Below are 24,151 nucleotides of genomic sequence, written 5' to 3'. Positions count from 1 at the left end.
GTCAGCGGCGGGTCAGCTTGGCCGATTTGGCCACCATCATCTTGCGACGCAGGGGGCTGAGGTGATCGACGTAAAGCCGGCCGTTCAGGTGGTCGATCTGATGCTGTACCGAGGTTGCCCACAGGCCGACGAAATCCCGGTCCTCGATTTCACCGTCGGCGTTCAGAAAGCGCACGGTGACAGCGCGGGGCCGCTCGATCCGGGCCGAGACGCCGGGCAGGTTGGGGCTTGCCTCTTCATGGGGGCGCAGCTGTACGCTGGCATGCAGCACCTCGGGATTGGCCATGCGCACCGCCTGACCACGCTTTTCCGAGGCGTCGACCACCGCCAGCCGCATCATGATCCCGATCTGGGGTGCGGCAAGGCCGACGCCCGGCATTGCCTCCATCGTGTCGATCATGTCGTCCCAGATCATCCGCACGGTTTCGGTGATCTCGGCGACCGGCTCGGCCGGAGTGTGCAACCGGCGGTCGGCATAGGGCAGGAAAGGGCGGATGGTCATCGAAAGGGCCTTGTCAGCAGAGAAAGCCCGGCTAGCACGGCGGCAGGCGAAGGTAAATCATTCCCCTGTGTCCTGCGGTCCCGTGCCAAAATCAAGGATCAGGCGACCGTCGAGATGGTCTGCCTCATGCTGGGCGATACGTGCCTCGATCCCTGTCAGGGTCAGGCTTTGCGGCTGGCCTGCAAGATCAAGGCAGCGCAGCCGCACCGTGACTGGTCGAGTTACCGCCACCGGATGATCGGGGATTGAAAGGCAGGCTTCCTCCATCGTGCCCACCTCGCTGCCGAGGGGCTCGATCTCGGGGTCGATCACAATGCGCGGACTGGGTGCACCCTCTTTCCAGCCGTGATCCATGACAAAGATGCGCCAGGGCTTGCCGATCTGCGGTGCGGCAAGGCCACGCCCACCCGCGTCATACATGGTTGCCAGCAGATCGGCGGCAAGTTCATTGATCCGGTCGCGGGACAGTGCCGCTGCCGGATCGCAGCGGTGACGCAATGCGGGATGGGGATGGATCAGGACGGGCCGGACGCGGCCCTGTCTTGCAGGCGCAGGGGGTGCGGGCTTAGCCACGACCCCGCTCACGCTTGAGCTTGACCATCTTGCGGGTGATCATCTGGCGCTTGATCGGGCCGAGATAGTCGATGAACAGCTTGCCATCGAGGTGGTCGATCTCGTGCTGGGCGCAGGTGGCCCACAGTCCTTCAAAATCGCGCTCATGGGTTTTGCCGTCGAGGCCCAGCCAGCGGACCTTGACCTGGGCGGGCCGGGTCACATCGGCATATTGGTCGGGGATCGAGAGGCAGCCTTCCTCATAGGTGTTCAGCTCGTCGGAACGCCAGGTGATCTCGGGGTTGACCATGACCACGGGGTTGCGCGGGGCCTCGGGGTCCTTTTCGCAGTCCATGACGTAAAGCCGTGACAGGACGCCAACCTGCGGCGCGGCCAGGCCAACGCCCGGCGCGTCATACATCGTGGCCAGCATGTCGGCGGCCAGCGTTTCGATCTCGGGGGTGATGCGGGCCACAGGCTCGCAGATCTTTTTCAGCCGCGGATCGGGGTGGAGGATGATGCTGCGCAATGTCATGCCCGTGATCTAGGGCAAGCCTTGGCCTTGCGCAACAAGCCGCTATGGTGTCAGCGAATGGAAACCGAGGTATGACCCATGACGCTGCCTGACTTTGACGAGTTGATCGACCGCACCGGAACCACCTGCTCCAAATGGGATGACATGCAGGCGACCTATGGCGTCTCGCCTCGTGACGGGATCGCGATGTGGGTGGCGGATATGGATTTTCGCCCGCCCGCTTCGGTGCAGCAGGCGGTCGAGCGTCTGGCCGCGCATGGCGTCTATGGCTATCCCGGCGCGAACCCGGCTTATATCGAATCGATCCGCTGGTGGATGGCAAACCGCCACGGCTGGCAGGTTGAGCCTGAATGGATCCTGTCTGCGCATGGGCTGGTGAACGGAACCTCGATCTGTGTCGATACCTTCACCCAGCCGGGCGACCGCGTCATCCTGATGACCCCGGTCTATCACGCCTTTGCCCGGGTCGTCCGCGCCTCTGGCCGCGAGGTGGCCGAGTTTCCGCTGGTCATTGAGGACGGTCAGTACCGTCTGGACTGGGAGGGCTGGCAAAGCCTGCTGACCGGACGCGAGCGGATGCTGATCCTTTGTTCGCCCCATAACCCCGGTGGCCGGGTCTGGAGCACCGAGGAACTGCGCCAGATCGCCGATTTCTGTGCAGCCCATGACCTGATTCTGGTCTCGGACGAGATCCATCACGATCTGGTCATGCCGGGCAGCCCGCGGCATACGGTTTTGGCCAATGCTGCGCCCGAGGCTGCGGCGCGGCTGATCACGCTGACCGCCGCGACCAAGACCTTTAACATTGCGGGCGCACATATCGGCAATCTGATCGTGGCCGATGAGGGGCTGCGCAAGCGGCTGCAGGACCGGATGATGGCCGGGGGCATCTCGCCCGGGCTTTTCGGGCCGGCCATGGTCGCCGCCGCCTATTCGCCCGAAGGGGCCGCCTGGGTCGATGCGCTGGCCGATTACCTTGACGGCAACCGCCGCATCTTTGACGACGGGGTGGGCGCGATCCCCGGCCTTGGCTCAATGCCCTTGCAGGCGACCTATCTGGCATGGGTCGATTTCTCGGGCACCGGGATGGAGCGGGCCGAGTTTACCCGCCGGGTCGAGCAAGGTGCCCGAATCGCCGCCAACCACGGCGGCACCTTTGGCACCGGAGGCGAAAACTTCCTGCGGTTTAATATCGCCACCCAGCGCGCCCGTGTCATCGAGGCGGTGGGACGGCTGCAAGAGGCATTCCGCGACCTGCAATGAAGCGGCTTGGCGCGATCTTTTCGGTGCTTTGCCTTGCGGCGTTGCTGTGGGGGCTGTGGCTGATCTGGGCCCCCCAGCCCGCCACCTTGCCGCCGCCGGGCAGTACGCAGCCGCCAGCTTCGGGCTGGCACTGGCCGCGGCTGCCCGAATTCCGGCTGCCCCATATCGCGCTGCCGCCAATCTTTCAGCGCCCGCCAGCGCGGCCCGAGGCGCCCATTGCCTCGTCCGTACAGCGCATTCTGGTCGAAAAAGCTGCCCGCCGGATGACCGTCTATCAGGAAAGCGGACCGCCCAGGACCTTTCGCATCGCGCTTGGCTTTGCGCCAGATGGTGACAAAAGCCGTGAAGGCGACGGCCGCACCCCCGAAGGCATTTTTCGCATCGACCGGCTGAACCGCAACAGCGCCTATCACCTGTCGCTTGGCATCGACTATCCCCAGCCTCATCACCGCGAGGCGGCCCGGCGCATGGGTGTCAGCCCGGGCGGAGACATCATGATCCACGGCCAGCCGAACCAGATCCCCGACGGCTATCGCGTCAAGGGTGACTGGACTGCCGGCTGCATCGCCGTCACCAATGACGAGATCGAAGAGATCTTTGCCCATGCCCGTGTCGGCACCGAGGTCGAGATCCTGCCCTGAGGTTCGCCCTTGCGTGCCATCTTGCCGCAGCCTCTGCCCAAGGATAAGGCAGACACATGAATTTTGTCCGCTATATCCCCCATCTGCGCGCAACACTGGCGCTGGGTCTGCCGCTTGTTGGCAGCCACCTTGCGCGCATGGCCATTCATGTCGCCGATACGGTGATGATGGGGTGGTATGGCGTGACCGAGCTGGCCGCTTTGGTCATTGCGGTGTCGTTCTTTAACATCCTGTTCTTTCTGGGCATGGGGTTCGGCATCGGTGTCATGGGCCTGATCGCCACCGCCATTGCGCGGGGGGATGAGGTCGAGGTCCGCCGTTCGGCCCGCATGGCGCTGTGGCTGTCGGTGATCTATGCCGTGCTGGTGTTGCCGGCGATGTGGTATTCTGGCCCGATCCTGCTGGCTGTCGGACAAAAACCCGATGTCGCCCAGCTGGCCCAGGACTATCTGCGCATCGAGGGTGTCGGCCTGATCGCCGTTCTGTGCCAGCTGACGCTGAACAGCTATCTGGCGGCGATGGAGCGTACGCAGGTCGTGCTGTGGATCACGCTTGCCGGGTTGCCGGTGGTGATTTTCCTGAACTGGGTGCTGATCTTTGGCAATATGGGCATGCCGGAAATGGGCGTGCGTGGGGCGGCGATTGCGGCGGTCGTTGTGCAATATGTGGGGCTGCTCGCGATCGCGGCCTATGCCGCATGGCTGCCGGTGGCACGCAAATACCGGCTGTTCCATCGCTTTTGGCGCCCGGACCGGGCCGAGATGCGCGCGGTCTTTTTGCTGGGTCTGCCCATCGGTCTGACCATGGTGGCCGAGGGTGGGCTATTTGTCGGCTCGAACGTGATGATGGGCTGGATCGGCACGCGAGAGCTTGCGGCGCATGGAATTGCGCTGCAGCTGGCCTCGCTGACCTTCATGCTGCATCTGGGCATGTCGAACGCAGCCACCGTGCGCGTCGGGCAGGCCAAAGGCCGCGGCGATGCGCTGGGGATGCGTGATGCGGGAATTACGGTGACCGTGGTTTCGGCCGTGATCGCGGTACTTGCCGTTGCAGCATTCGAGCTGTTTCCGCGCCAATTGGTCGGGCTGTATCTCGACGCGACCCATGCTGAAACCCCGGCTATCATCGAGATTGCGGCGGCGCTGCTGTTTTACGCAGGTCTGTTCCAGCTGACCGATGCCATGCAGGTGATCGGGCTGGGGCTTTTGCGCGGGGTGCAGGACACCCGGGTTCCCATGGTCATTGCAGCAGTCAGCTATTGGCTGGTCGGCATCCCGGTTGCCTATGGCCTGGCCTTCATTGCGGGGATCGGTCCGGCCGGATTGTGGCTGGGGCTGGTGGCGGGGCTGACCTGTGCTGCGGTCCTGCTGATGCGCCGCTTCTGGCGCGGACTTGCGCGGGGGGACTGGACCCGCGCCGCGCCGACGGTCTAGTCTGTCGCCGTCTGAGATCAAGAGGATCGCCATGCGCCCGGTTTTTGTCCAGTTCCGCTGCTCGCCCGGCAAGACCTATGAGGTCGCTGATGCGATCTATGACCGCGAGGTCGTGAGCGAGCTTTACTCGACCTCGGGTGATTATGATCTGCTGGCCAAGATCTATGTGCCCGAGGATCAGGATGTCGGGCGTTTTCTGTCGGAAAACCTGTTCGACATTCCCGGCATTGTCCGGACGCTGACGACGATCACCTTCAAGGCGTTCTAGGTCCGGCTTTCCGGGGGCTTTGTCCCATGGATATTTAGACACGAAAGAAGCGGAGGCGAGGGGCACCCTTGCGCGCGGATCGCGATTGGGTTTTCTGTTGCGGCATGACACGTTTTCGTTTCGCCCCTATTCCCGCCGGACTGCCTGCGACGGTCCCCTTTACCGGTCCCGAGACGCTGGAGCGTCGGCGCGGTGCGCCCTTTCGCGCCCGGCTGGGGGCGAATGAGAACGGCTTTGGCCCCTCTCCCAAGGCGGTCGAGGCGATGGCGCGCGCGGCGGCCGAGGTCTGGAAATACGGCGATCCTGACAGCCATGATCTGCGCCATGCTTTGGCGGCGCATCATGGTGTTGCTCCTGAGAACATCATGCTGGGCGAAGGGGTTGACGGGCTTTTGGGTCTGCTCGTGCGGCTGATGGTGGCCCCGGGCGAAGCGGTGGTGACTTCTGAGGGTGCCTATCCGACCTTCAATTATCACGTTGCCGGTTTTGGTGGACGGCTGAGCAAAGTTTCCTATCGTGACGATGCCGAGGACCCCGATGCCCTGATTGCGGCAACGCGTGAGACCGGGGCGCGGCTTGTCTATCTGGCCAATCCCGACAACCCGATGGGCAGCTGGCACGAGGGGGCGCGGATCGAGGCGATGCTGGATGATCTGCCCGAAGGCAGCCTGCTGGTTCTGGATGAGGCGTATGCTGAATTCGCCCCTGTTTTGGCCATTCCCCGGATTGACCCCGAAGATGCGCGGGTGATCCGGTTCCGGACCTTTTCCAAGGCCTATGCCATGGCCGGGATGCGCATCGGCTATGCCATCGGTCCGGCCGAGCTGATCGCCGGGTTCGACCGCATCCGCAACCATTTCGGCATCAGCCGAACCGCCCAGATTGGTGCTCTTGCCGCGCTGGAGGATCAGGACTGGCTGGGCCATGTGCAGGCCCAGACCGCCGCGGCCCGTGCCCGGATCGCCGGGATTGCAGCTGACAACGGGCTGAGCGCCCTGCCTTCGGCCACGAATTTCGTCACCATCGACTGCGGCCGCGATGGCGCCTTTGCCCGCGCCCTGCTTGAGGCGCTGGCGAGCGAGGGCATCTTTGTACGCATGCCCGGCGTTGCACCGCTTGACCGCTGTATCCGCGTCTCATGCGGGCCTGAGGCAGAGCTTTCTGCTTTTGCCGAGGCGCTGCCGCGCGCGCTGGCCGCCCTAGCTTAGAGGCAGGGCGGTCGTCGCCTTGAGCTCTTCCATCGACAGAAGCGCGGTGACGTTGTGGATCCTGACCTCTGAGATCAGCGCCTGATAAAAGCGGTCATAGGCGCGCGCGTTGCGGACCCGGACCTTAAGGATGTAGTCGATGTCGCCGGCCAGGCGGTGCGCCTCGATCACCTCGGGGCGCGAGCGGACGGCGGACAGAAAGCGTCGCGCCCATTCGGGGTCATGCTCGCTGGTGCGGATCAGCACGAAGAAACAGGCGTCGAGCCCAAGGGAATCGGGGTCAAGCAGCGCGACCTGGGCGCGGATCACTCCGGCCTCGCGCAGCTTGCGAATCCGGTTCCAGACCGGGGTCTTGGACGCCCCCACACGGGCCGCAATATCGTCCAGCGACAGGGTCGCGTCCTCTTGCAGCAGGAACAGGATTTTGCGGTCAGTGTCGTCCAGCCGGATGGGTGTTTGTCGCTCGTCGCTCATTGTGAAATTGCGTCCTGACTATTTGCGCCATTACGGGACATGTTTCTTATTTTTCTGGCCCACTCGTCAATATGGGGGATTTTTTTCTATATAGACAGGACAGGAAACGAAAGGCAAAGGGCCATGTCCAAAGGCTTTACCCCATCCCCCGCGACCCCCGCCGTCATTACCGCCAATGATCTGCGTCAGGGCCATTGCGTGTGGATGCGCGACGGGGGCTGGACCGCTGACCCGCGTGAGGCCGATCTGTTCGAGGATGAGGCCATCGCCGATCTGGCGCTGCTCGACGCTTTGTCGCAGGGCAATATCGTCGTCGGCCCCTACCTGGCCGAGGCCCGCCGCGGTCCCGATGGCCGCCCCGAGCCCACGCATTTCCGCGAAGCGTTCCGCCGCCGCGGTCCGTCCAATTATTTCCACGGCAAGCAAGCCGAGTTCGCCCAGTCCGAAGTCGAGGCCAGCAATGTTTGACGCGCGTCCCCAGCACAACGAATACCTGCGCCACCGCGCCCAGCAATTCCGCCAGCAGGTCGAGCGGCGCTTGAACGGCAGCCTGACCGAGGATGAGTTTCGCCCTCTGCGGCTGATGAATGGTGTCTACCTGCAGCTGCATGCCTATATGCTGCGGGTGGCCATTCCCTATGGCACGATCAGCCCCGACCAGATGCGCACGCTGGCGCTGCTGGCCAAGAAATGGGACAAGGGTTACGGTCACTGGACCACCCGCCAGAATATCCAGTTCAACTGGCCGAAGCTGGTTGATATCCCGGATATGCTGGACGCTTTGGCCGATGTCGGGCTGCATGCCATCCAGACCTCGGGCAACACGATCCGAAATGTGACGACTGATGCCTTTGCCGGCGCGGCTGCTGACGAGGTTGCCGATCCGCGCCCTTATGCCGAGTTGCTGCGGCAATGGTCCACCGACCATGGCGAATTCCAGTTCCTGCCGCGCAAGTTCAAGATCGCCGTCTCGGGCGGCAAGAGGGACCGCGCGGTCATCGCCGCCCATGACATCGGCCTGCGCCTTAAGCGTAACGAGCAGGGTGAACTGGGCTATCAGGTCTGGATCGGCGGCGGGCTGGGCCGTACGCCCTTGCTGGGGCAGGTGGTGCGTGAGTTCCTGCCCGAAGGCGATCTGCTGCCCTATGTCGAGGCGATCATCGCGACCTACAACCTCTCGGGCCGGCGCGACAACAAATACAAGGCGCGCATCAAGATCACCGTGGCCGAGCGCGGCCTTGACGTGATGCGCGAAGAGATCGAGGCCGAGTTTGAGCGTCGCCGCAAGGTCTTTACCGGCGTCGATCAGGACCTGCTGGCCGCGTTGAAAAGCCTTTACGCCCCACCAGCCTTCCGTAACGAGCCCGAAGGTGATTACGAACAGCACCGCGCGGCAAATCCGGCCTTCCGCAGCTGGACCGACACCAACCTGTCGGCCCATAAGGTCGATGGCTATGCCAGCGTCACCGTCACCTTTAAGGCACCGGGCGCGACGCCGGGCGATGCTTCGGCTGAACAGATGCGCCTGCTGGCCGATCTGGCCGAGCGTTACGGCCATCACGATCTGCGCATCAGCCATGAACAGAACGTGGTCCTGCCGCATGTTCACAAATCGGACCTGTTCGCGGTCTATCAAGAGCTGAAGGCAGCCGGTCTGGCCACCGCCAATGCCGGGCTGATCAGTGATATCGTTGCCTGCCCGGGCATGGATTACTGCACGCTGGCGACTGCCCGCTCGATTCCGATCGCACAGGACATCGCCGAGCATTTCCGTGCCCGTGGTCTTGAAGAAGAGATCGGCCAGTTCAACATCCGCATCTCGGGTTGCATCAACGCCTGCGGCCATCATCACCTGGGCCATATCGGTATTCTGGGCCTCGATCGTGCCGGGGTCGAGAACTATCAGATCACGCTGGGTGGTGACGGTTATGACATTCCGGCCATTGGCCAGCGCGCCGGCGCTGGCTTCCCGGCCGAAGAGGTGGTGCCGGCCATCGACCGCGTCATCAACGCCTATCTGGAACTGCGCGAATCGCCCGAAGAGCGCTTTATTGACACCTATCGCCGTGTAGGGGTGGCTCCGTTCAAGGCGGCGCTGTATCCGGCCGATGCTTGATCAGACGCTGGATGCCCGCGCCGCGCGGCTGAACGACCGCTATCGTCACCATGCCGCGACCGAGGTGTTGCGGCGTGCCCTGCGCGACCCCGATCTGGGCGAGACGGCGCTGGTTTCCAGCTTCGGTTCGGAATCGGTGGTGCTGCTGCATATGGTCTCGGTGGTGGCGCCGGGGACTCCGGTGTTGTTCATCGACACGATGATGCTGTTCCAGGAGACGCTGGATTATCAGCTTGAGGTCACCGAAAAGCTGAAGCTGACCGATGTGCGGGTGGTCCGCGCGACCGAGCGTGAGGTGGCGTTGAACGACCCCGACGGCACGCTGCACCAGTTCAACGCTGATGCTTGCTGCGATCTGCGCAAGACCGTACCGCTTGAACGTGAGCTGTCCAGGTTCGACGCCTGGATCACGGGACGCAAACGCTTTCAGGGCGGTGCCCGCAAAGAGCTTGAGTTCTTTGAGGCCGAGCCTCCGGCGCGGCTGCGCATCAACCCTCTGGCGCATTGGCGGCCGCAGGACGTTCAGGACTACATGGCCGAAAACAACCTGCCGCGCCATCCTCTGGTCGCCAAGGGTTACGCCTCGATCGGCTGCGCACCCTGCACCTCGCCCGTCAGACCAGGCGAAGACCCGCGCGCAGGGCGCTGGCGGGGCAGCGCCAAGACCGAATGCGGCATCCATTTCATCGGCGGGCGCATGGTCCGCACAGGAGCAAAGGCATGAGCGAATTCTTTCTGGTCCGCGATGACGGTTTCCACCCCCATGACGGGGCCGAGCCGGTTGTCCTGGCGCCGGATACCGATCCGGACAGCCTTGACGGCTATCTTGGTCATGAGCTGATCGCCATCGACTTTCCGGCCATGACCGACGGACGCGGCTTTTCGCTGGCCCGCATTCTGCGCGAAAAGGGCTATCAGGGCCGGCTGCGCGCGGTTGGCGGGCTGATTGCCGATCAATATGCCATGGCGCGTCGCGTGGGCTTTGACGAGGTGCAGATCCCGGCTGCGCTGGCCGAGCGCCAGCCGCAAGAGCAGTGGCTGTATCGTGCCGATTGGCAGGTCTGGGACCATCGGTCGCGGCTTGCTGGCTGAACCCGGGGTTTCACCCCGCCCCCTCATGCATTAGATAAACCGGGACCCCGATATGACGTTGGATCTTTCCGTGGATATTGCCGCCAAACCCGCCAAGACCCTGCCCGATGCCCAGACCGTGACCTCGGTCCGGCACTGGACGGATCGCCTGTTCTCGTTCCGGGTGACGCGACCGGCGTCCCTGCGCTTTCGTTCGGGCGAGTTCGTGATGATCGGCCTGCCCGATGACAATGGCAAGCCGATCCTGCGCGCCTATTCCATTGCCTCTCCGGCATGGGATGATGAGCTTGAGTTCTACTCGATCAAGGTGCCGGACGGGCCGCTGACCTCGCGGCTGCAGAACATTCAGCCGGGCGACCAGATCATCCTGCGTCCCAAGCCCGTCGGCACGCTGGTTCTGGACGCGCTTCTGCCCGGCAAGCGGCTGTGGTTCCTGGCGACCGGCACAGGCATTGCGCCCTTTGCCTCGCTGATGCGCGACCCCGAAACCTATGAGCGGTACGAGCAGGTGATCATGATGCACACCTGCCGCACCGCGGATGAGCTGACCTATGGTCGCGAGCTGGTCGAGAACCTGCGCCACGACCCGCTTTTGGGTGAGCTTTACGGTGAAGAGTTCTTTAACCGGCTGCTTTATTACCCGACGACCACGCGGGAAGAGTCGCCCTTTATGGGCCGGATTACCGATAACCTGACCTCGGGCAAGGTCTTTGCCGACCTGAACTTGCCGCCGATGGATGCAGCGAATGACCGCGCCATGATCTGCGGCAGCCTTGCCTTTAACACCGACGTCAAAGCGGTGCTTGAGGGCTTTGGCCTGCGCGAAGGCGCCAACAGCGAACCGCGCGAATTTGTGGTCGAAAAGGCCTTCGTGGGCGACGGGATCTGATTTGGCCCAGCCCGAAACCCTGAATTTTCAGGGATATTCGGGCGGGACGGCAGGCCGGCGTTGACAGTTCGTCGGCTGCCCCCCATGTTCCGGCGCCGAATCAAGCGAAGGAATCTTCATGCCTGTCGTCGTCGTTGAATCTCCGGCCAAGGCCAAAACGATCAACAAATATCTGGGCGACGACTATACCGTTCTGGCCTCGTTCGGTCATGTGCGCGACCTGCCGCCCAAGGATGGCAGCGTCGATCCCGAGGCGGATTTCGCCATGAAATGGGAGGTCGCGGCCGAATCGAGAAAGCACGTCAAGGCGATCAAGGACGCGCTGGCTTCGGACCCGACCCTGATCCTTGCCACCGACCCTGACCGCGAAGGCGAGGCGATTTCCTGGCACCTGCTTGAAACCCTTGCCCCGGCGCTGAAGAAAGGGGCCGAGGTCAGCCGTGTCACCTTTAACGCGATCACCAAATCCGCAGTGACCGAGGCCATGGCGAACCCCCGCCAGATCGACCAGCCGCTGGTCGATGCCTATCTGGCGCGGCGGGCGCTGGATTACCTTGTCGGTTTCAACCTGTCTCCGGTCCTGTGGCGCAAGCTGCCGGGTGCGAAATCGGCAGGCCGGGTGCAATCGGTCGCCCTGCGCATCATCGTTGACCGCGAGATGGAGATCGAGGCCTTCAAGGCCCGGGAATACTGGACCGTCCACGCCCGGCTTGCGACGCCGCGTGGCGATGAATTCGATGCCAACCTGACAGTTTTTGGCGGCAGGAAGCTTGAGCGTTTCGACCTGGCGACCGAAGAGCAGGCGAAATTGGCTGTCACTGCCATCACCTCGCGCGATCTCAAGGTGCTCAGCGTTGCGGCCAAGCCTGCCAGCCGCAATCCGTGGCCGCCCTTCATGACCTCGACCCTGCAGCAAGAGGCCAGCCGCAAGCTGGGTCTTGGCGCGCGGGCTTGCATGTCCGCGGCGCAGCGCCTCTATGAGGCGGGCTATATCACCTATATGCGAACCGACGGCATCGACATGGCGCCCGAGGCGGTGATGGCGGCGCGTGATGCGATCAGGGCGCGGTTCGGCGCCGAGTACCTGCCGAAATTGCCGCGCATGTACAAGAACAAGGCCAAGAACGCGCAAGAGGCGCATGAATGTATCCGTCCGACCGACATGATGCTGTCGCCGGACCGGTTGCCGGTTTCGGACAAGGATCAAAAGGCGCTTTACGACCTGATCTGGAAGCGGACGCTGGCCAGCCAGATGGAATCGGCGCGGATGGAGCGTACCACGGTCGAGATCGGCTCGGCCGATGGACAGGTCGGTCTGCGGGCCACTGGTCAGGTGATGCTGTTTGACGGCTTTCTCAAGATCTATGATCAGGGCCGCGACGACGAAGAGGATGAGGACGGCCGCCGCCTGCCGCTGATCCACGAGGGCGAGACCCCCGAAAAGCGTTCGGTCACGCCCGAACAGCATTTCACCCAGCCCCCGCCGCGCTATACCGAGGCAACGCTGGTCAAACGCATGGAAGAGCTGGGGATCGGCCGGCCTTCGACTTATGCCTCGATCATCGGCACGATCCAGGAACGCGACTATGTCCGCAAGGAACAGAACCGCCTGATCCCCGAGGATAAGGGCCGCCTGGTCACGATCTTTTTGCAAAAATACTTTCCGCGCTATGTCAGCTATGACTTCACCGCCAATCTGGAAGGTGAGCTGGACGATATCTCGTCGGGCGAGCGGGCCTATCGTGAAGTGCTGCGCCGCTTTTGGCGCGATTTCACCGCGGCGCTGGAAAGCACGGCGGATCTGCGTATCGGCGAAGTGCTTGAGGCGATTGACGACGCGCTGGCCCCGCATCTTTACCCGCCGCGTCCCGATGGTTCGGACCCCCGCGAATGCCCGCTGTGCCACAAGGGGCGGCTGCATCTGAAAACCGCGCGTTCAGGTGGGGCGTTCATCGGGTGTTCAAACTATCCCGAATGCCGCTTTACCCGGCCGATCAGCTCGCCCGAGGGCGAGGTCATGGGCGACACCGTCCTGGGCGTCGACAATGGTGATGAGATCAGTCTGAAGAACGGCCGATTTGGCCCCTATGTCCAGCGCGGCGAGGCGACGGCCGAGAATCCCAAGCCGCCGCGCGCCTCGATCCCCAAGGGTTGGGATACCGGGTCGGTCGATCTTGAGCGGGCGCTGGCGCTGCTGGCCCTGCCGCGCGAAATCGGCCCCCATCCCGAGGACGGCGTGCTGGTCGAGGCCGGGATCGGCCGCTATGGCCCCTATGTCAAACATGGCGCGACCTATGCCAACCTGCCCGATGTGGACGAGGTGTTTACCATCGGCATGAATCGCGCGGTCGAGGTCCTGGCCTCGAAACGGGGTCGTGGCCGGGCGGCGCCCGCTGCACCTTTGGCCGAACTGGGCGAGCATCCCCAGGGCGGGCCGGTGCAGGTGCTTGATGGGCGTTATGGGCCCTATGTCAAATGGGGCAAGGTCAACGCCACGCTGCCCAGGGATCTTGCCCCCGGCGATGTCACGCTTGAGCGCGCGCTTGAGCTGATTTCGGAGAAAGCGGCGAAATCGGGCAAGAAGCCGGCCAGGAAAGCTGCGGCGAAAAAGCCGGCAGCCGCCAAAAAGCCTGCTGCCAAGAAGACGGCCTCAAAGGCGAAAAAAGCCGAGTAACGGCGTTCCCCCGGTGGTGGGGACGCTGACCGGGACCGGATGCGGCGATCCTTTGCCGCATCGCAGGCTTGCGGCATATCGCTTTTGACCTTCGCCATTCTGCTGCTAGGCTCGCCCCTGCGCGGGTCAAGCAGAGGGCGTGATGAACAAACGAATTTTCAAAACCGGCAGCATTGCAGCATTCGCCTTGGCAGTCGGCATCAGCCAGCCTGTCATGGCGCAAGAGTCGGCGTTCTTTGATCCGATGGATCGCATCCATCCGGTCTGGGCTGAAAATGGCATGGTATCGGCCCAGGAGCGGCTGGCGGCCGAGATCGGCCGTGACATTCTGGCCAAGGGCGGCAATGCGGTCGACGCCGGTGTGGCGGTGGCCTTTGCGCTGGCGGTGACGCTGCCACGGGCAGGCAACATCGGCGGCGGTGGTTTTATGCTGATCCATGACGCCAAGACCGGCCAGACCCACGCCATCGACTATCGTGAGATGGCGCCGCAGGGTGCCTCGCGCGATATGTTCCTGAATGCGGCGGGTGATGCCGACAGCGACAGGTCGCTTTACAGCGGCGCGGCATCAGGGGTGCCGGGGACGGTCGCGGGAATGAAACTCGCGCTTGAGAACTATGGCAGTATGGAATGGGCCGAGGTCATCGCCCCGGCGATCCGGCTGGCCGAAGAGGGGATCACCGTCACGCCCGAGCTTGCCGACAGTATCGAGGCCGAGCGTGAGCATCTGGAGAAATTCCCCTCGACCGCCGCGGTCTTTTTCAAAGAGGGCGGGGAAGCCTATCGCCCCGGCGACCGGCTGGTGCAGGCCGATCTGGCCAAAACGCTGAAAAAGATCGCTGCCGGAGGGCCGGACGGTTTCTACAAGGGCGAGGTGGCCGAGGCTATCGCCAAGGCCGTGCAAGAGGCGGGGGGCGTGATCACGCCCGAAGATATGGCCGCCTATAAGCCCATCCTGCGCGAACCCGTGCGCGGAACCTACCGCAGCTATGAGGTGGTCTCGATGCCGCCGCCGTCTTCGGGTGGGGTACACCTGATCCAGATCCTGAACGCGCTTGAGGGCTATCCGATCGGGGCGCTGGGGCAGAACTCGGGTGAGACGATCCACCTGATGGCCGAGGCGATGAAGCTTGCCTATGCCGACCGTTCGGAATATCTGGGCGACCCGGATTTTGTCGATGTGCCGGTAGAGGCACTGACCAGCAAGGATTACGCGGCCGAGATGCGCCGCAAGATCAGTGCTGATTTCGCCACGCCCTCGGTGATGATCAAACCGGCCGGTTTGGCCCCCTATGAATCCGACCAGACCACGCATTTCTCGGTGGTGGACAAGGACGGCAATGCGGTCTCGAACACCTATACCATCAACCTGAATTATGGTTCGGGGCTGGTGGCGGCGGGCACCGGCGTGCTGATGAACAATGAGATGGACGATTTTTCGGCCAAGCCTGGGGTGCCGAATGCCTTTGGCCTTGTCGGGGGCGACGCCAATGCCATCGCGCCGGGCAAGCGGCCGCTGTCGTCCATGACGCCGACCATGGTGCTTAAGGATGGCAAGGTCTGGCTGGTCACCGGCTCGCCCGGCGGGGCACGGATCATCACCACGGTTCTGCAGGTGATCATGAACATGATCGACCACGGCATGAACGTGGCCGAGGCCTCGACCGCGCCGCGCGTCCATCACCAATGGCTGCCTGATGAACTGCGGGTCGAAGAGGGGATCAGCATTGACACCGTCCGCGTCCTGCAGGCCAAGGGTCATGCCGTGGCGCTGAAAGAGGCGATGGGTTCGACCCAGTCGATCATGCGCGACCCCGAGACGGGTTCGGTCTATGGCGCCTCGGACCCGCGCCGGCCGGATGCGGCGACGGTGGGTTACTGAGCCAGATAATCGCGCAGGGCGACGGCGTTGTTATGTTCGCCGTCCCTTGCACCATAAAGCAGCGTCACCGGCCCTGCGTCGATCAGGTCGCGCAATTGCTGCAAGGGGCCGGGGTTCGCATCAAGTTCGGCGGCGTAGCGGCGGCGGAACTCGTCCCACTTTGCCGGGTCATGGCCGAACCAGCGGCAAAGTCCGGCCGAGGGCGCGATTTCTTTCAGCCACAGATCCGCAGCCAGAGCCTCGCGCCGGATACCACGCGGCCAAAAGCGATCGACAAGCACGCGTCTGCCCTCATGTGGCTCGGGTTTGTCATAGGCGCGACGCAAAATGATTTCGTTCATGGCGCACCTCTTTACAGCGTAGCCGGTTATGGTTTGGCAGGTTTTCGCTGCGTTGACTAGCTGTGCGAAACTGGCCAAAACGGCCCCGGTCAGCGTGGGAAAGGCGCATGAGCATGATCATCTCTGGTACAATGAGAGGCATCGCCAACCGCGCAACCTGCGACACGACAAGGGCGGGCATCGCCTGCTGAAGGCACCCGGCGCCAAGGTATTCACCGGTCAAGGAAAGGCGACATCATGCTCGATGCCGAAGGGATCGCAGCGCTCTTCACGCGCGAGGGGCAATATCTCTGCGCGCGCTGGGGGCGGCCGGTTGCGCCGGTGATCTTTGGCCTGACCGATGAAAGTCTGGCGGTCTTTCGTGACGCCACCCGGGCCGTTCTGGCCCATGCCCGCCACCCGATTGCCGATACCGATCCCGAGATGGGCGCGAACATGCTGACCTTTTTCGTGCGCGACTGGGATGAGTTGCAGGGTATACCCGATCTGGACCGGCTTACCGGCCAAAGCGGACTGCCCGAGCGGTTAAAGGCCAGCGCCGCTGATCAATACCGGCTGTTCCGCTTTGATGCCGACGGGGCGATCCGGGCCTGTATGGCCTTTGTCAATATGGGCGGCGCGCTGGCTGACGCCCATCCGGGCCAACTGGCCGAGACGCTGGCGGTGCGCGCGATGCTGTCCTTTACCCGCGATGTGGTACCGACGCCGGAACTCGCCAGCCTGATCCGCGCGGCCTATGACCCGGTCATGCCCGCCGTGGCGACCGATCCATCACATGCGCTGCGGCTGGCGGCGCGAATGGATCGTGAAGGCTAGAGGGGGCTGTCTGCCAGATAAGGCGACAGTTTTTCGATCAGGGCTGCTGGTATCCGTGCCGCGCGCATCTGGGCGTTGATATGGGCCAGCTCAATCTCGATCTGCACCAGCATTTCCTTATCGCGGTAGAATGCGTGGCGAATGCGCAGGCTCGCGCCCCGGATGGCGATGACCGAGGATTCGCAGCGGATCAGATCGTCAAGCCGCGCCGGCCGCTGCCATGAGATCGAGGCGTTGCGCGCGACGAACTGCCCGCCCTCGGCGCTGACCAGCGGATAGCCGACATGGCGCAGCAGCTCCGAGCGGCTGCGCTCGGCGAACTCCATGTATTTTGAATGATAGACGATCCCGCCCGCGTCGGTTTCAGCGTAATAGACCCGGTAGGTCTGGACAAAGACGTTTTCGGCCTGCACGGGGGATGTAGACGGCATGTTCCGGGTTTCCTTGTTCTTTGGGGACAGGGCCCAAGGACATGAAATCAGCGTCCGCAGGTGCGGGGCGGCTCATGCCCTGCTAGCCAGACTGCCCCTTTGGGTCAATGCGGGCGCCCCCTTGGACCGATGTGGCGGGATCGCCGCGGATGGCTGTTCTCGCGGTCAATTGACGCAGATTTGACGCAAGCCGGCTTTGCCCCGTTCGGCGGTTCTGTTAACTGCCCATGCAGAAGCCGCACGTCAGCGGCCCAAGGACAGGCCGAATTCCATGGAACAACTCGCCGGAGCCGGACAGCCGGTCGATTTCTCGCTTATCGCGCTTTTCGCACGCGCCTCGCTGACCGTTCAGATCGTCATGGTGATCCTGATCCTCGCCTCGTTCTGGGGCTGGGCGATCATCATTCAGAAGTTCATCACCTTCAACGCCGCCCGGCGCGAGGCGGATCGCTTTGACCGCGCCTTCTGGTCGGGTCAGCCGCTGGATGATCTTTACGACCGGATTGGCGAAAATCCCTCGGGTCCTGCCGAACGCATCTTTTCCTCGGGCATGGCCGAATGGCGCCGCAGTTTGCGCGACGACGGCAATCTGATCGCCGGTGTAACCGCGCGTATCGACCGGGCCATGAATGTCGCCATCAACCGCGAAAATGATCGCCTGACCCGTGGCCTGCCCTTCCTTGCCACGGTCGGTTCGACCGCGCCCTTCATCGGGCTGTTCGGCACCGTCTGGGGCATCAAGACCGCGTTTGAAGAAATTGCTATCTCGCAAAACACGTCGCTTGCCGTGGTTGCGCCGGGCATTGCCGAGGCGCTGGTTGCGACCGCGCTGGGTCTGCTTGCGGCTATTCCGGCGGTGATCTTCTACAACAAGCTCAGCTCGGATGCCGACCGTATCACCGGTGGCTATGAGTCCTTCGCCGACGAATTCTCGACCATACTTTCACGCCAGCTGGACGACGAATAAGATGGGTGCCGGGGTCGTCAAACGCAGCCGCAACGGCAGGGGCAGGGCGCGCGGGCGCAGCCAGCCGATGGCTGAAATCAACGTCACGCCCTTTGTGGACGTGATGCTGGTGCTGCTGATCATCTTTATGGTGGCGGCGCCGCTCCTGACCGTGGGCGTGCCCCTGGAGCTGCCCAAGACCGCCGCCCAGGCCGTGCCGGCCGAGCCGGAGGAACCGCTGAGCGTCTCGGTCACGCCCGAGGGGCCGATCCTTGTCATGACCACCGAAGTCCCCGAGGATGAACTGGTCAGCCGTCTGCGCGCTGTTGCCACCGAACGGCAGAGCGACAAGATCTATCTGCGCGCCGACGGCTCGATCCCCTATGCGCGGGTGATGGAGGTGATGGGCGCGCTGAACGCGGCGGGCTTTAACAACATCGTTCTGGTGACCGATGCCGGCGGGCCGCGTATGGATGCGGGTGGGGAAGGCTAGGACGATGGACCGCGCTGAACGCATCGGCTTCTGGGTCTCGGGCGTCGCCCATGCCGGACTGCTGGGCGCGGCGCTGGTGGGCGGCGCGCTGTTCCGGCCCCAGCCGCTGGAGGCCGTGCGCATGGCCGAGGTCGCAACCATGACCGAGGCCGAATTTCAGTCCCTTGCCGCCGCAGCCGCCGGGCGCGGGCCGGTGTCGGACGAGGCTGCGACTACGCCCGCGCAACCGCGCCCGCCCGCCGATGAGAACCGGCTGGGCGAGATCGAGGCGACGAGTCCGCCTGATCCCGATGCGACGGCGGCTGAGCTGTCGCGCCCCTCGGACCGGCCCGAGGCGCGTCCGGACCTGTCAGATTTCGAAAACGCCAGCCGCCCGGTCGAGGTGGCGACCGACACGCCGCGTCCGACCGAGCCTGACAATGCCGTCGAGCTTGCGGCGCTACCGCAAAGTCAGGATCGGCCCGACCCGGCCCGCAACCCGGCACAGCCGCAATCTCCGGCCCCGATTCCGCAGCGTTCGGCGCTGGCTCCGGTTGACTCGGTGCGCCCGCGTGGCCGTCCCGAGGGGCTGGCCGAGGCCGTTCAGGCCCGCAGCGCCGCTGCTGAGGCTGCCCGTGAGCGTGAGCAGCTTTTGGCCCGCGAAGAGGCCGAGGCTGCTGCTGAACGTGCTGCCGCGGCCAAGACTGAGGAAGCCGCCGCCAAACGCGCCGCCGATGAGCGCGCCAAGGAAGAGCGGCGCGAGACGGAACGTAAGCAGGCCGAAGCAGAAGCCGCCCGTAAGGCCGAAGCTGCCGCCGAGCGCGCGCGCCGTCTGGCAGCAGCCGAAGCGGCCGAGAAAGCCGAGGCTGACAAGGCGGCTGCCGAAAAACGCGCCGCTGAGCGTAAGGCAGAGGCCGAGCGCCGCGCAAAAGCCGAAAAGGCCGCCGCCGAGAAAGCTGCCGCCGAGAAAGCTGCTGCTGAAAAAGCAGAGGCAGAGCGCAAGGCCGCTGAGGCCAGGGCCCGCAAGGAGGCTGAGGAAAAGGCGGCCGCTAAGAAAGCTGCCGAGAAGGCCGCAGCCGAAGCCAGGGCCCGGGAAAAGGCCGAGGCCGAGCGCAAGGCAGCCGAGGCTGCCAAACAGGCCGCGCTGGCCGAGGCGATGAAGGATCAGGGCTCGGCCGGTTCGGGTGGTGGCGGGGCTGCTGCGAGCGGTCCTCCGCTGAGCCAGGGCGAAAAGGATGGCTTCCGCGTCGCGGTCGAGGCTTGCTGGAACCGCGGCTCTCTTTCGACCGAGGCCAGCCGTACCACGGTTTCGGTTCGCTTCTCGATGGCCCCGGATGGCACGGTCGAAAAGGGTTCGTTACGCATGATCGGCCATGATGGCGGATCGGACGCGGCGGCGAAACAGGCTTATGAGGCCGCGCGCCGGGCGATCCTGATGTGCGAGCGTGGCGGCTACAATCTGCCGCCCGAGAAATACAACCGCTGGAAGGATGTCATCATCGACTTCAATGCCAGCGGCGGCGCGCGGGTAAAGTGACATGGTATCTCGCCGCGCGACACTTTATCCTGCAACCAAGACCTCCAGAGGGCGATTCATGTTGCGAAAACTTTTTCTGACTTCTGTCATGGCCCTTGCGGGGCTGGGGCTTGCTGCGCCGGTGCTTGCGCAGGACGGGCCGTTGCGAATCGAGATCACCGATGGCGTGATCGAGCCGATGCCCTTTGCTATCGCCCAGTTCCATGATGAGGGCGGGGCAGGCGAATACCTGCAACAGGTGCAAAGCCTGATCGCCGCCGACCTGACCGGGACGGGCCTTTTCCGCGAAATCCCCGCCAGCGCCCATATCGCGCGGCCTGAAAGCTTTGACGCCCCGGTTTCCTACGAGGACTGGAAAGCGATCAACGCGCAGGCGCTGATCACTGGCGCCGTGCGGGTCGAAGGTGGCAAGGTCATCGTCAAGTTTCGCCTGTTTGACGTTTTTGCCGGTCAGCCTTTGGGCGATGGCATGCAGTTCGACGCGGCCACGGGCAACTGGCGCCGCGCTGCGCATAAGGCCGCCGATCAGGTCTATTCGCGCCTGACGGGCGAGGGGCCTTATTTCGACAGCCGTGTGGCCTTTGTGCAGGAAAGCGGTCCCAAGGACGCGCGCCGCAAGCGTATCGGCATCATGGATTATGACGGCGCCAATGTGAAATGGCTGACCGACGATTCAACTCTGGTGCTGAAGCCGCGTTTCTCGCCTGACGGGTCACGGCTGCTTTACACCAGCTATGCCACGGGGTTCCCGCAGGCGATGGTCATGGACGTGAACACGCTGGCCACCCGCTCGCTGGGCTCGGCCCAGCAGGGCACGATGAGCTTTTCACCGCGCTTTTCGCCCGACGGGCGCTGGATCGTCTATTCGCTGGAAAAGAACGGCAATACCGATATCTATCAGATGGATGCCGCGACCGGTGCGCAGCGGGCGCTGACGAATGCCCCGTCGATCGAAACTTCGCCCAGCTACAGCCCCGATGGCCGCCAGATCGTGTTTGAAAGCGACCGTTCGGGCACGCCGCAGCTTTACATCATGGGTGCGAATGGCGGAGAGCCCAAGCGGATCAGCTTTGGCGAGGGGCGCTATGGGACCCCGGTCTGGTCGCCGCGTGGTGACATGATCGCCTTTACCCGGCAGGTCAGCGGCAAATTCCACATCGGGGTCATGCGCACCGATGGTTCAGAAGAGAAAATGCTGACGGAATCGTTTCTTGACGAGGGGCCGACTTGGGCCCCCAATGGGCGCGTGGTGATGTTCACGCGGGTGACACCGGGCGGCGACGGCGAGCCGCGCTTGCATTCGGTGGATATCACAGGGCGCAATATGCGTCCGGTCAAGATCAACGGTGCGGCCTCGGACCCCGATTGGGGACCGTTGCTGCCCTGAGGCGCGTGAAATGGACAGAGTTATGAAAACTTTCATTAAAATTGCCGCAGTCGGCGCCGTTTTCGCGCTGGCGGCCTGCGCCCGGCCTATGCCGGATGCGCAGGTTCAGGATCCCTATGCCGGGGCAGGCGGTGCTGGCGGCGTCGGGTCAACGGCGCTGCCGGGCACGGCTGAATATTTCAAGACCGCCGTTGGGGACACGGTTCTTTTCGCCGTTGACCAGTCGACGCTTTCGCCCGAGGGCCGGGTTATTCTGGCCAATCAGGCTGGCTGGCTGAACCAGAACCAGGGTTTCTCGGCGGTGATCGAGGGGCATGCGGACGAACAGGGCACCCGCGAATACAACCTTGCCCTGGGCGCGCGCCGGGCCAACTCGGTTCAGGAGTACCTGATTTCTCAGGGCGTGCCGCCGGGCCGTCTGCGCACGGTCAGCTATGGCAAGGAACGTCCGCTGGCGATCTGTTCGACTGAGGAATGCTATTCCAAAAACCGTCGGGCTGTGACTGTGGTCAGCCCCGGGGCAGGTATGTGATGACCGTCCGGGGCCTCAGGGGATTGATGCTTGCAGCCGGGCTTGCGCTGGCTGCGCTGCCGGCGATGGGGCAGGATGCGGGCACCCTGGCCGACATCCGGGCCGAGCTGAACCAGCTGTCGGCTGATCTGCAGTCGCTGCGGGCGCAGCTGGTTGCCTCGGGACCGGCCGGTTTCGCGGCGGCCGGAGGCGACAGCGCCATTGACCGCATGAACTCGATGGAGATGCGTCTGCAGCAGCTGACCGGCCAGACCGAGCAGTTGCAGAACCGCATCGACCGCATCGTCAGGGATGGTACCACCCGTATCGGCGATATCGAGTTTCGCCTGTGCGAGATGGAAGAGGGCTGCGATCTTGGCAGCCTGACCACGCCTCCGCTGGGCGAACAGGGCGGGACAGGTGCGCTGCCCTCCTCGGACCAGCAAGGTGCCTTGACGCAACCCAGGACCCCTGCGGCTGGGGTCGCCGTGACCGCGGCGGAAAAAGCCGATTTCGACCGGGCCCGGGAGGTGCTCGGTCAAGGTGACTTTCGTCGTGCTGCGGAGCTCTTTGCGGCCATCGCCGAAACCCATACTGGCGGTCCACTGACCGCCGAGGCGCTGTTCCTGCGAGGGGCGGCGCTTGACTCTGCCGGTGATCTTTCAGGCGCGGGGATCGCCTGGCTTGAAAGCTTTGCCGCCAATCCCAACGGACCACAGGCGCCCGATGCCCTTCTGGGCCTGTCCCGGGCCATGTCTGCCAAGGCCGGCCCGCAAGAGGGCTGCTATTACCTTCAGGAAATCCTTGCCCGTTTCCCTGATGCGCCACAGGCCACCGAGGCCGAAAAGCGCATCGCAAGCGCCGGCTGCGACGCCCCGGCCGAGGGCGAGACCGGGGAGATGGACCCCGAGGCTGCAGCGGATCTTGTTGATGGCGGCTGAGCCCGCAACAGTCGAACCCCTTGTCCATACCGTGCTGGACCGCCTTGCCGGTGAACACCAGGCCATCGGCATCGCCCTGTCAGGAGGCGGAGACTCGATGGCCCTGATGCACCTTGCCCATGGCTGGGGGCGCAGACCACTGTTTGCCGCGACAGTCGATCACGGTTTACGCGCGGCCTCGGCTGATGAGGCACAGCAGGCCGGTCTGGCGGCAGCCTCACTTGGTATTTCCCACGAAATTCTGCGCTGGACCTATGGCGGCGACGGCAATCTGATGGCGGCCGCGCGCGAAGGACGCCTGCGCCTGCTTTCCGACTGGGCGCGGCGGCGCGGGCTGTCAGCCGTACTTCTGGGCCACACGCTGAATGATCAGGCCGAGACGCTGTTGATGCGGCTTAATCGTGGAGCGGGGGTGGACGGGTTGTCAGCCATGGCCCCCGTGCGTGAGGCTATGGGCGTCACCTGGCTGCGCCCCTTGCTGGAGGTTTCGCGTGCCGATCTGCGGCAATGGTTACGTGGGCGCGGCATTTCCTGGGCTGATGACCCCTCGAACGAGAATGAGGATTATGAGCGTGTGCGTGTCCGCAAGGCCATTGCCGCGCTGGACCTGCCCATGCGCCAGATCGCGCGTTCGGCGGCCAATCTTTCGATGGCGCGTTCGGCACTGTGCGATTTTGCAGCGCGGTTGTCCGAGGGGGCATTCAGTCGCGCGGGGTCTCTGGCACTGCCATTGGATGCCTTTCGCGGTGCCCCGGTCGAGATCAGGCGGCGACTTCTTGTCGCAGGGCTGCGCTTTGTCAGTGGCGCGGCCTACCCCCCCCGGGGGGAGCCGGTGCTGCACGCGCTTGAGGCGCTGGCGGACGGCGCGCGTCTGACACTTGACGGGGTGATCCTGCAACCGCGCGATGGGTTTTTGCTGATGATCCGCGAACCCGCTGCTGCGCGGCGCAGCCCTCCGGTCGAGGGGGAGGGGGCGATTTGGGACCGCCGCTGGCGGATCAAAGGGCTAGAGCCGGGCCAGCAGGTCCGGGTGCTTGGCCACGAACCGCTGCCTGATCTGGAATGGCGCGCCTTGGGCCTGACCCGGGATGAGGCTGCAGCAACGCCGGGTATCTGGGCGGGCAGGAATCTGGCTGCTGCGCCAGCCCTGCAACCGGACATAAAGCTTACCGCGCAACCGCTGCGCGGGCTGGGCGAATTCCGCGCGTTGCTCTATACGCATTGAACCTGACGCCGGAAT

Annotated in this window: 26 protein-coding genes; 20 read left to right on the top strand and 6 right to left on the bottom strand. The window is 64.0% G+C overall.

The window, feature by feature from the left end; genetic code table 11:
- Position 1: 1 nt before the first annotated feature.
- The 3 genes from def (F8A10_RS09525) to def (F8A10_RS09515) are packed head-to-tail and all read right to left on the bottom strand — an operon-like array spanning position 2 to position 1,589.
- Positions 2–502, bottom strand: a complete 501-nt coding sequence (def, locus tag F8A10_RS09525; RefSeq protein WP_010393666.1) for a peptide deformylase — start codon at positions 500–502, stop codon at positions 2–4.
- A gap of 57 nt (positions 503–559) precedes the next feature.
- Positions 560–1,075, bottom strand: coding sequence for a peptide deformylase (locus F8A10_RS09520; protein ID WP_083825814.1), 516 nt, complete (start codon positions 1,073–1,075; stop codon positions 560–562).
- Entirely contained in the window at positions 1,068–1,589 is a 522-nt protein-coding gene (gene def, locus F8A10_RS09515; RefSeq protein ID WP_010393670.1) for a peptide deformylase, read from the bottom strand. The genes F8A10_RS09520 and def (F8A10_RS09515) overlap by 8 nt, the downstream gene beginning before the upstream one ends.
- A gap of 78 nt (positions 1,590–1,667) precedes the next feature.
- Here def (F8A10_RS09515) and F8A10_RS09510 point away from each other — a divergent pair, with 78 nt between their 5' ends.
- The 5 genes from F8A10_RS09510 (at position 1,668) to F8A10_RS09490 (ending at position 6,402) form a co-directional block, all read left to right on the top strand.
- Entirely contained in the window at positions 1,668–2,852 is a 1,185-nt protein-coding gene (locus F8A10_RS09510; RefSeq protein WP_085501764.1) for a MalY/PatB family protein, read from the top strand.
- A complete protein-coding gene (locus tag F8A10_RS09505) occupies positions 2,849–3,493 on the top strand; it encodes a L,D-transpeptidase family protein (protein ID WP_010393674.1) in 645 nt (214 codons plus the stop codon). Before F8A10_RS09510 ends, F8A10_RS09505 begins: the two co-directional genes overlap by 4 nt.
- 56 nt (positions 3,494–3,549) lie before the next feature.
- Positions 3,550–4,926 carry an MATE family efflux transporter gene (locus F8A10_RS09500; RefSeq protein ID WP_152367189.1) on the top strand — a complete coding sequence of 459 codons (1,377 nt, stop codon included), beginning with the start codon at positions 3,550–3,552 and terminating at the stop codon, positions 4,924–4,926.
- A 31-nt stretch (positions 4,927–4,957) separates the two neighbouring features.
- Positions 4,958–5,194, top strand: a complete 237-nt coding sequence (locus F8A10_RS09495) for an Lrp/AsnC ligand binding domain-containing protein (RefSeq protein WP_010393678.1) — start codon at positions 4,958–4,960, stop codon at positions 5,192–5,194.
- 104 nt (positions 5,195–5,298) lie between these two features.
- A complete protein-coding gene (locus tag F8A10_RS09490) occupies positions 5,299–6,402 on the top strand; it encodes a pyridoxal phosphate-dependent aminotransferase (RefSeq protein WP_029371528.1) in 1,104 nt (367 codons plus the stop codon).
- On the opposite strand, the gene F8A10_RS09485 is transcribed toward F8A10_RS09490, so the two are convergent.
- A complete protein-coding gene (locus F8A10_RS09485) occupies positions 6,394–6,876 on the bottom strand; it encodes an Lrp/AsnC family transcriptional regulator (protein ID WP_152367188.1) in 483 nt (160 codons plus the stop codon). The two genes, F8A10_RS09490 and F8A10_RS09485, sit on opposite strands and share 9 nt — an antisense overlap.
- 123 nt (positions 6,877–6,999) lie before the next feature.
- Here F8A10_RS09485 and F8A10_RS09480 point away from each other — a divergent pair, with 123 nt between their 5' ends.
- The 7 genes from F8A10_RS09480 (at position 7,000) to ggt (ending at position 15,529) form a co-directional block, all read left to right on the top strand.
- A complete protein-coding gene (locus tag F8A10_RS09480; protein WP_010393684.1) occupies positions 7,000–7,344 on the top strand; it encodes a DUF2849 domain-containing protein in 345 nt (114 codons plus the stop codon).
- Positions 7,337–8,992 (top strand): nitrite/sulfite reductase, encoded by a 1,656-nt coding sequence (locus F8A10_RS09475; protein WP_085501762.1) that lies wholly within the window; start codon positions 7,337–7,339, stop codon positions 8,990–8,992. The genes F8A10_RS09480 and F8A10_RS09475 overlap by 8 nt, the downstream gene beginning before the upstream one ends.
- Entirely contained in the window at positions 8,985–9,716 is a 732-nt protein-coding gene (locus F8A10_RS09470; RefSeq protein WP_085501761.1) for a phosphoadenylyl-sulfate reductase, read from the top strand. Before F8A10_RS09475 ends, F8A10_RS09470 begins: the two co-directional genes overlap by 8 nt.
- Positions 9,713–10,084 carry a DUF934 domain-containing protein gene (locus F8A10_RS09465; RefSeq protein WP_010393693.1) on the top strand — a complete coding sequence of 124 codons (372 nt, stop codon included), beginning with the start codon at positions 9,713–9,715 and terminating at the stop codon, positions 10,082–10,084. Before F8A10_RS09470 ends, F8A10_RS09465 begins: the two co-directional genes overlap by 4 nt.
- Before the next feature lie 52 nt (positions 10,085–10,136).
- Positions 10,137–10,973 (top strand): ferredoxin--NADP reductase, encoded by an 837-nt coding sequence (locus F8A10_RS09460; protein WP_010393694.1) that lies wholly within the window; start codon positions 10,137–10,139, stop codon positions 10,971–10,973.
- Between the two features lie 118 nt (positions 10,974–11,091).
- On the top strand, positions 11,092–13,647 hold the full coding sequence (gene topA / locus F8A10_RS09455; protein WP_152367187.1) for a type I DNA topoisomerase: 2,556 nt from the start codon (positions 11,092–11,094) through the stop codon (positions 13,645–13,647).
- A 142-nt stretch (positions 13,648–13,789) separates the two neighbouring features.
- Complete coding sequence (gene ggt / locus F8A10_RS09450; RefSeq protein WP_152367186.1) at positions 13,790–15,529, top strand: gamma-glutamyltransferase; 1,740 nt, start codon at positions 13,790–13,792, stop codon at positions 15,527–15,529.
- Here ggt and F8A10_RS09445 read toward each other — a convergent pair.
- Complete coding sequence (locus tag F8A10_RS09445; RefSeq protein ID WP_010393699.1) at positions 15,523–15,870, bottom strand: DUF488 domain-containing protein; 348 nt, start codon at positions 15,868–15,870, stop codon at positions 15,523–15,525. The two genes, ggt and F8A10_RS09445, sit on opposite strands and share 7 nt — an antisense overlap.
- 237 nt (positions 15,871–16,107) lie before the next feature.
- Here F8A10_RS09445 and F8A10_RS09440 point away from each other — a divergent pair, with 237 nt between their 5' ends.
- Positions 16,108–16,686 (top strand): hypothetical protein, encoded by a 579-nt coding sequence (locus F8A10_RS09440; RefSeq protein ID WP_085501758.1) that lies wholly within the window; start codon positions 16,108–16,110, stop codon positions 16,684–16,686.
- Here F8A10_RS09440 and F8A10_RS09435 read toward each other — a convergent pair.
- Positions 16,683–17,117 (bottom strand): YbgC/FadM family acyl-CoA thioesterase, encoded by a 435-nt coding sequence (locus F8A10_RS09435; RefSeq protein WP_010393703.1) that lies wholly within the window; start codon positions 17,115–17,117, stop codon positions 16,683–16,685. The genes F8A10_RS09440 and F8A10_RS09435 overlap by 4 nt on opposite strands.
- A 271-nt stretch (positions 17,118–17,388) precedes the next feature.
- Here F8A10_RS09435 and tolQ point away from each other — a divergent pair, with 271 nt between their 5' ends.
- The 7 genes from tolQ (at position 17,389) to tilS (ending at position 24,136) form a co-directional block, all read left to right on the top strand.
- On the top strand, positions 17,389–18,084 hold the full coding sequence (gene tolQ / locus F8A10_RS09430) for a protein TolQ (protein WP_010393705.1): 696 nt from the start codon (positions 17,389–17,391) through the stop codon (positions 18,082–18,084).
- A 1-nt stretch (position 18,085) separates the two neighbouring features.
- Positions 18,086–18,556, top strand: a complete 471-nt coding sequence (locus tag F8A10_RS09425; RefSeq protein WP_010393708.1) for an ExbD/TolR family protein — start codon at positions 18,086–18,088, stop codon at positions 18,554–18,556.
- 4 nt (positions 18,557–18,560) lie between these two features.
- Positions 18,561–20,072 (top strand): protein TolA, encoded by a 1,512-nt coding sequence (locus F8A10_RS09420; protein ID WP_152367185.1) that lies wholly within the window; start codon positions 18,561–18,563, stop codon positions 20,070–20,072.
- Between the two features lie 76 nt (positions 20,073–20,148).
- Complete coding sequence (gene tolB / locus F8A10_RS09415; protein ID WP_373877484.1) at positions 20,149–21,459, top strand: Tol-Pal system beta propeller repeat protein TolB; 1,311 nt, start codon at positions 20,149–20,151, stop codon at positions 21,457–21,459.
- A gap of 22 nt (positions 21,460–21,481) precedes the next feature.
- Complete coding sequence (pal, locus tag F8A10_RS09410; protein WP_010393715.1) at positions 21,482–21,991, top strand: peptidoglycan-associated lipoprotein Pal; 510 nt, start codon at positions 21,482–21,484, stop codon at positions 21,989–21,991.
- On the top strand, positions 21,991–22,911 hold the full coding sequence (locus F8A10_RS09405; RefSeq protein ID WP_227493375.1) for a tetratricopeptide repeat protein: 921 nt from the start codon (positions 21,991–21,993) through the stop codon (positions 22,909–22,911). The genes pal and F8A10_RS09405 overlap by 1 nt, the downstream gene beginning before the upstream one ends.
- Positions 22,901–24,136: a tRNA lysidine(34) synthetase TilS gene (gene tilS, locus F8A10_RS09400; protein WP_152367183.1), complete on the top strand. Its 1,236-nt coding sequence runs from the start codon at positions 22,901–22,903 to the stop codon at positions 24,134–24,136. Before F8A10_RS09405 ends, tilS begins: the two co-directional genes overlap by 11 nt.
- The last annotated feature ends 15 nt before the right edge of the window (positions 24,137–24,151 follow it).

This window comes from Paracoccus kondratievae (assembly GCF_009301415.1).
Lineage (GTDB): Bacteria > Pseudomonadota > Alphaproteobacteria > Rhodobacterales > Rhodobacteraceae > Paracoccus > Paracoccus kondratievae.
The sequence above is the reverse complement of the archived record's forward strand: the minus strand, read 5'-3'. Positions and strand labels throughout refer to the sequence as shown.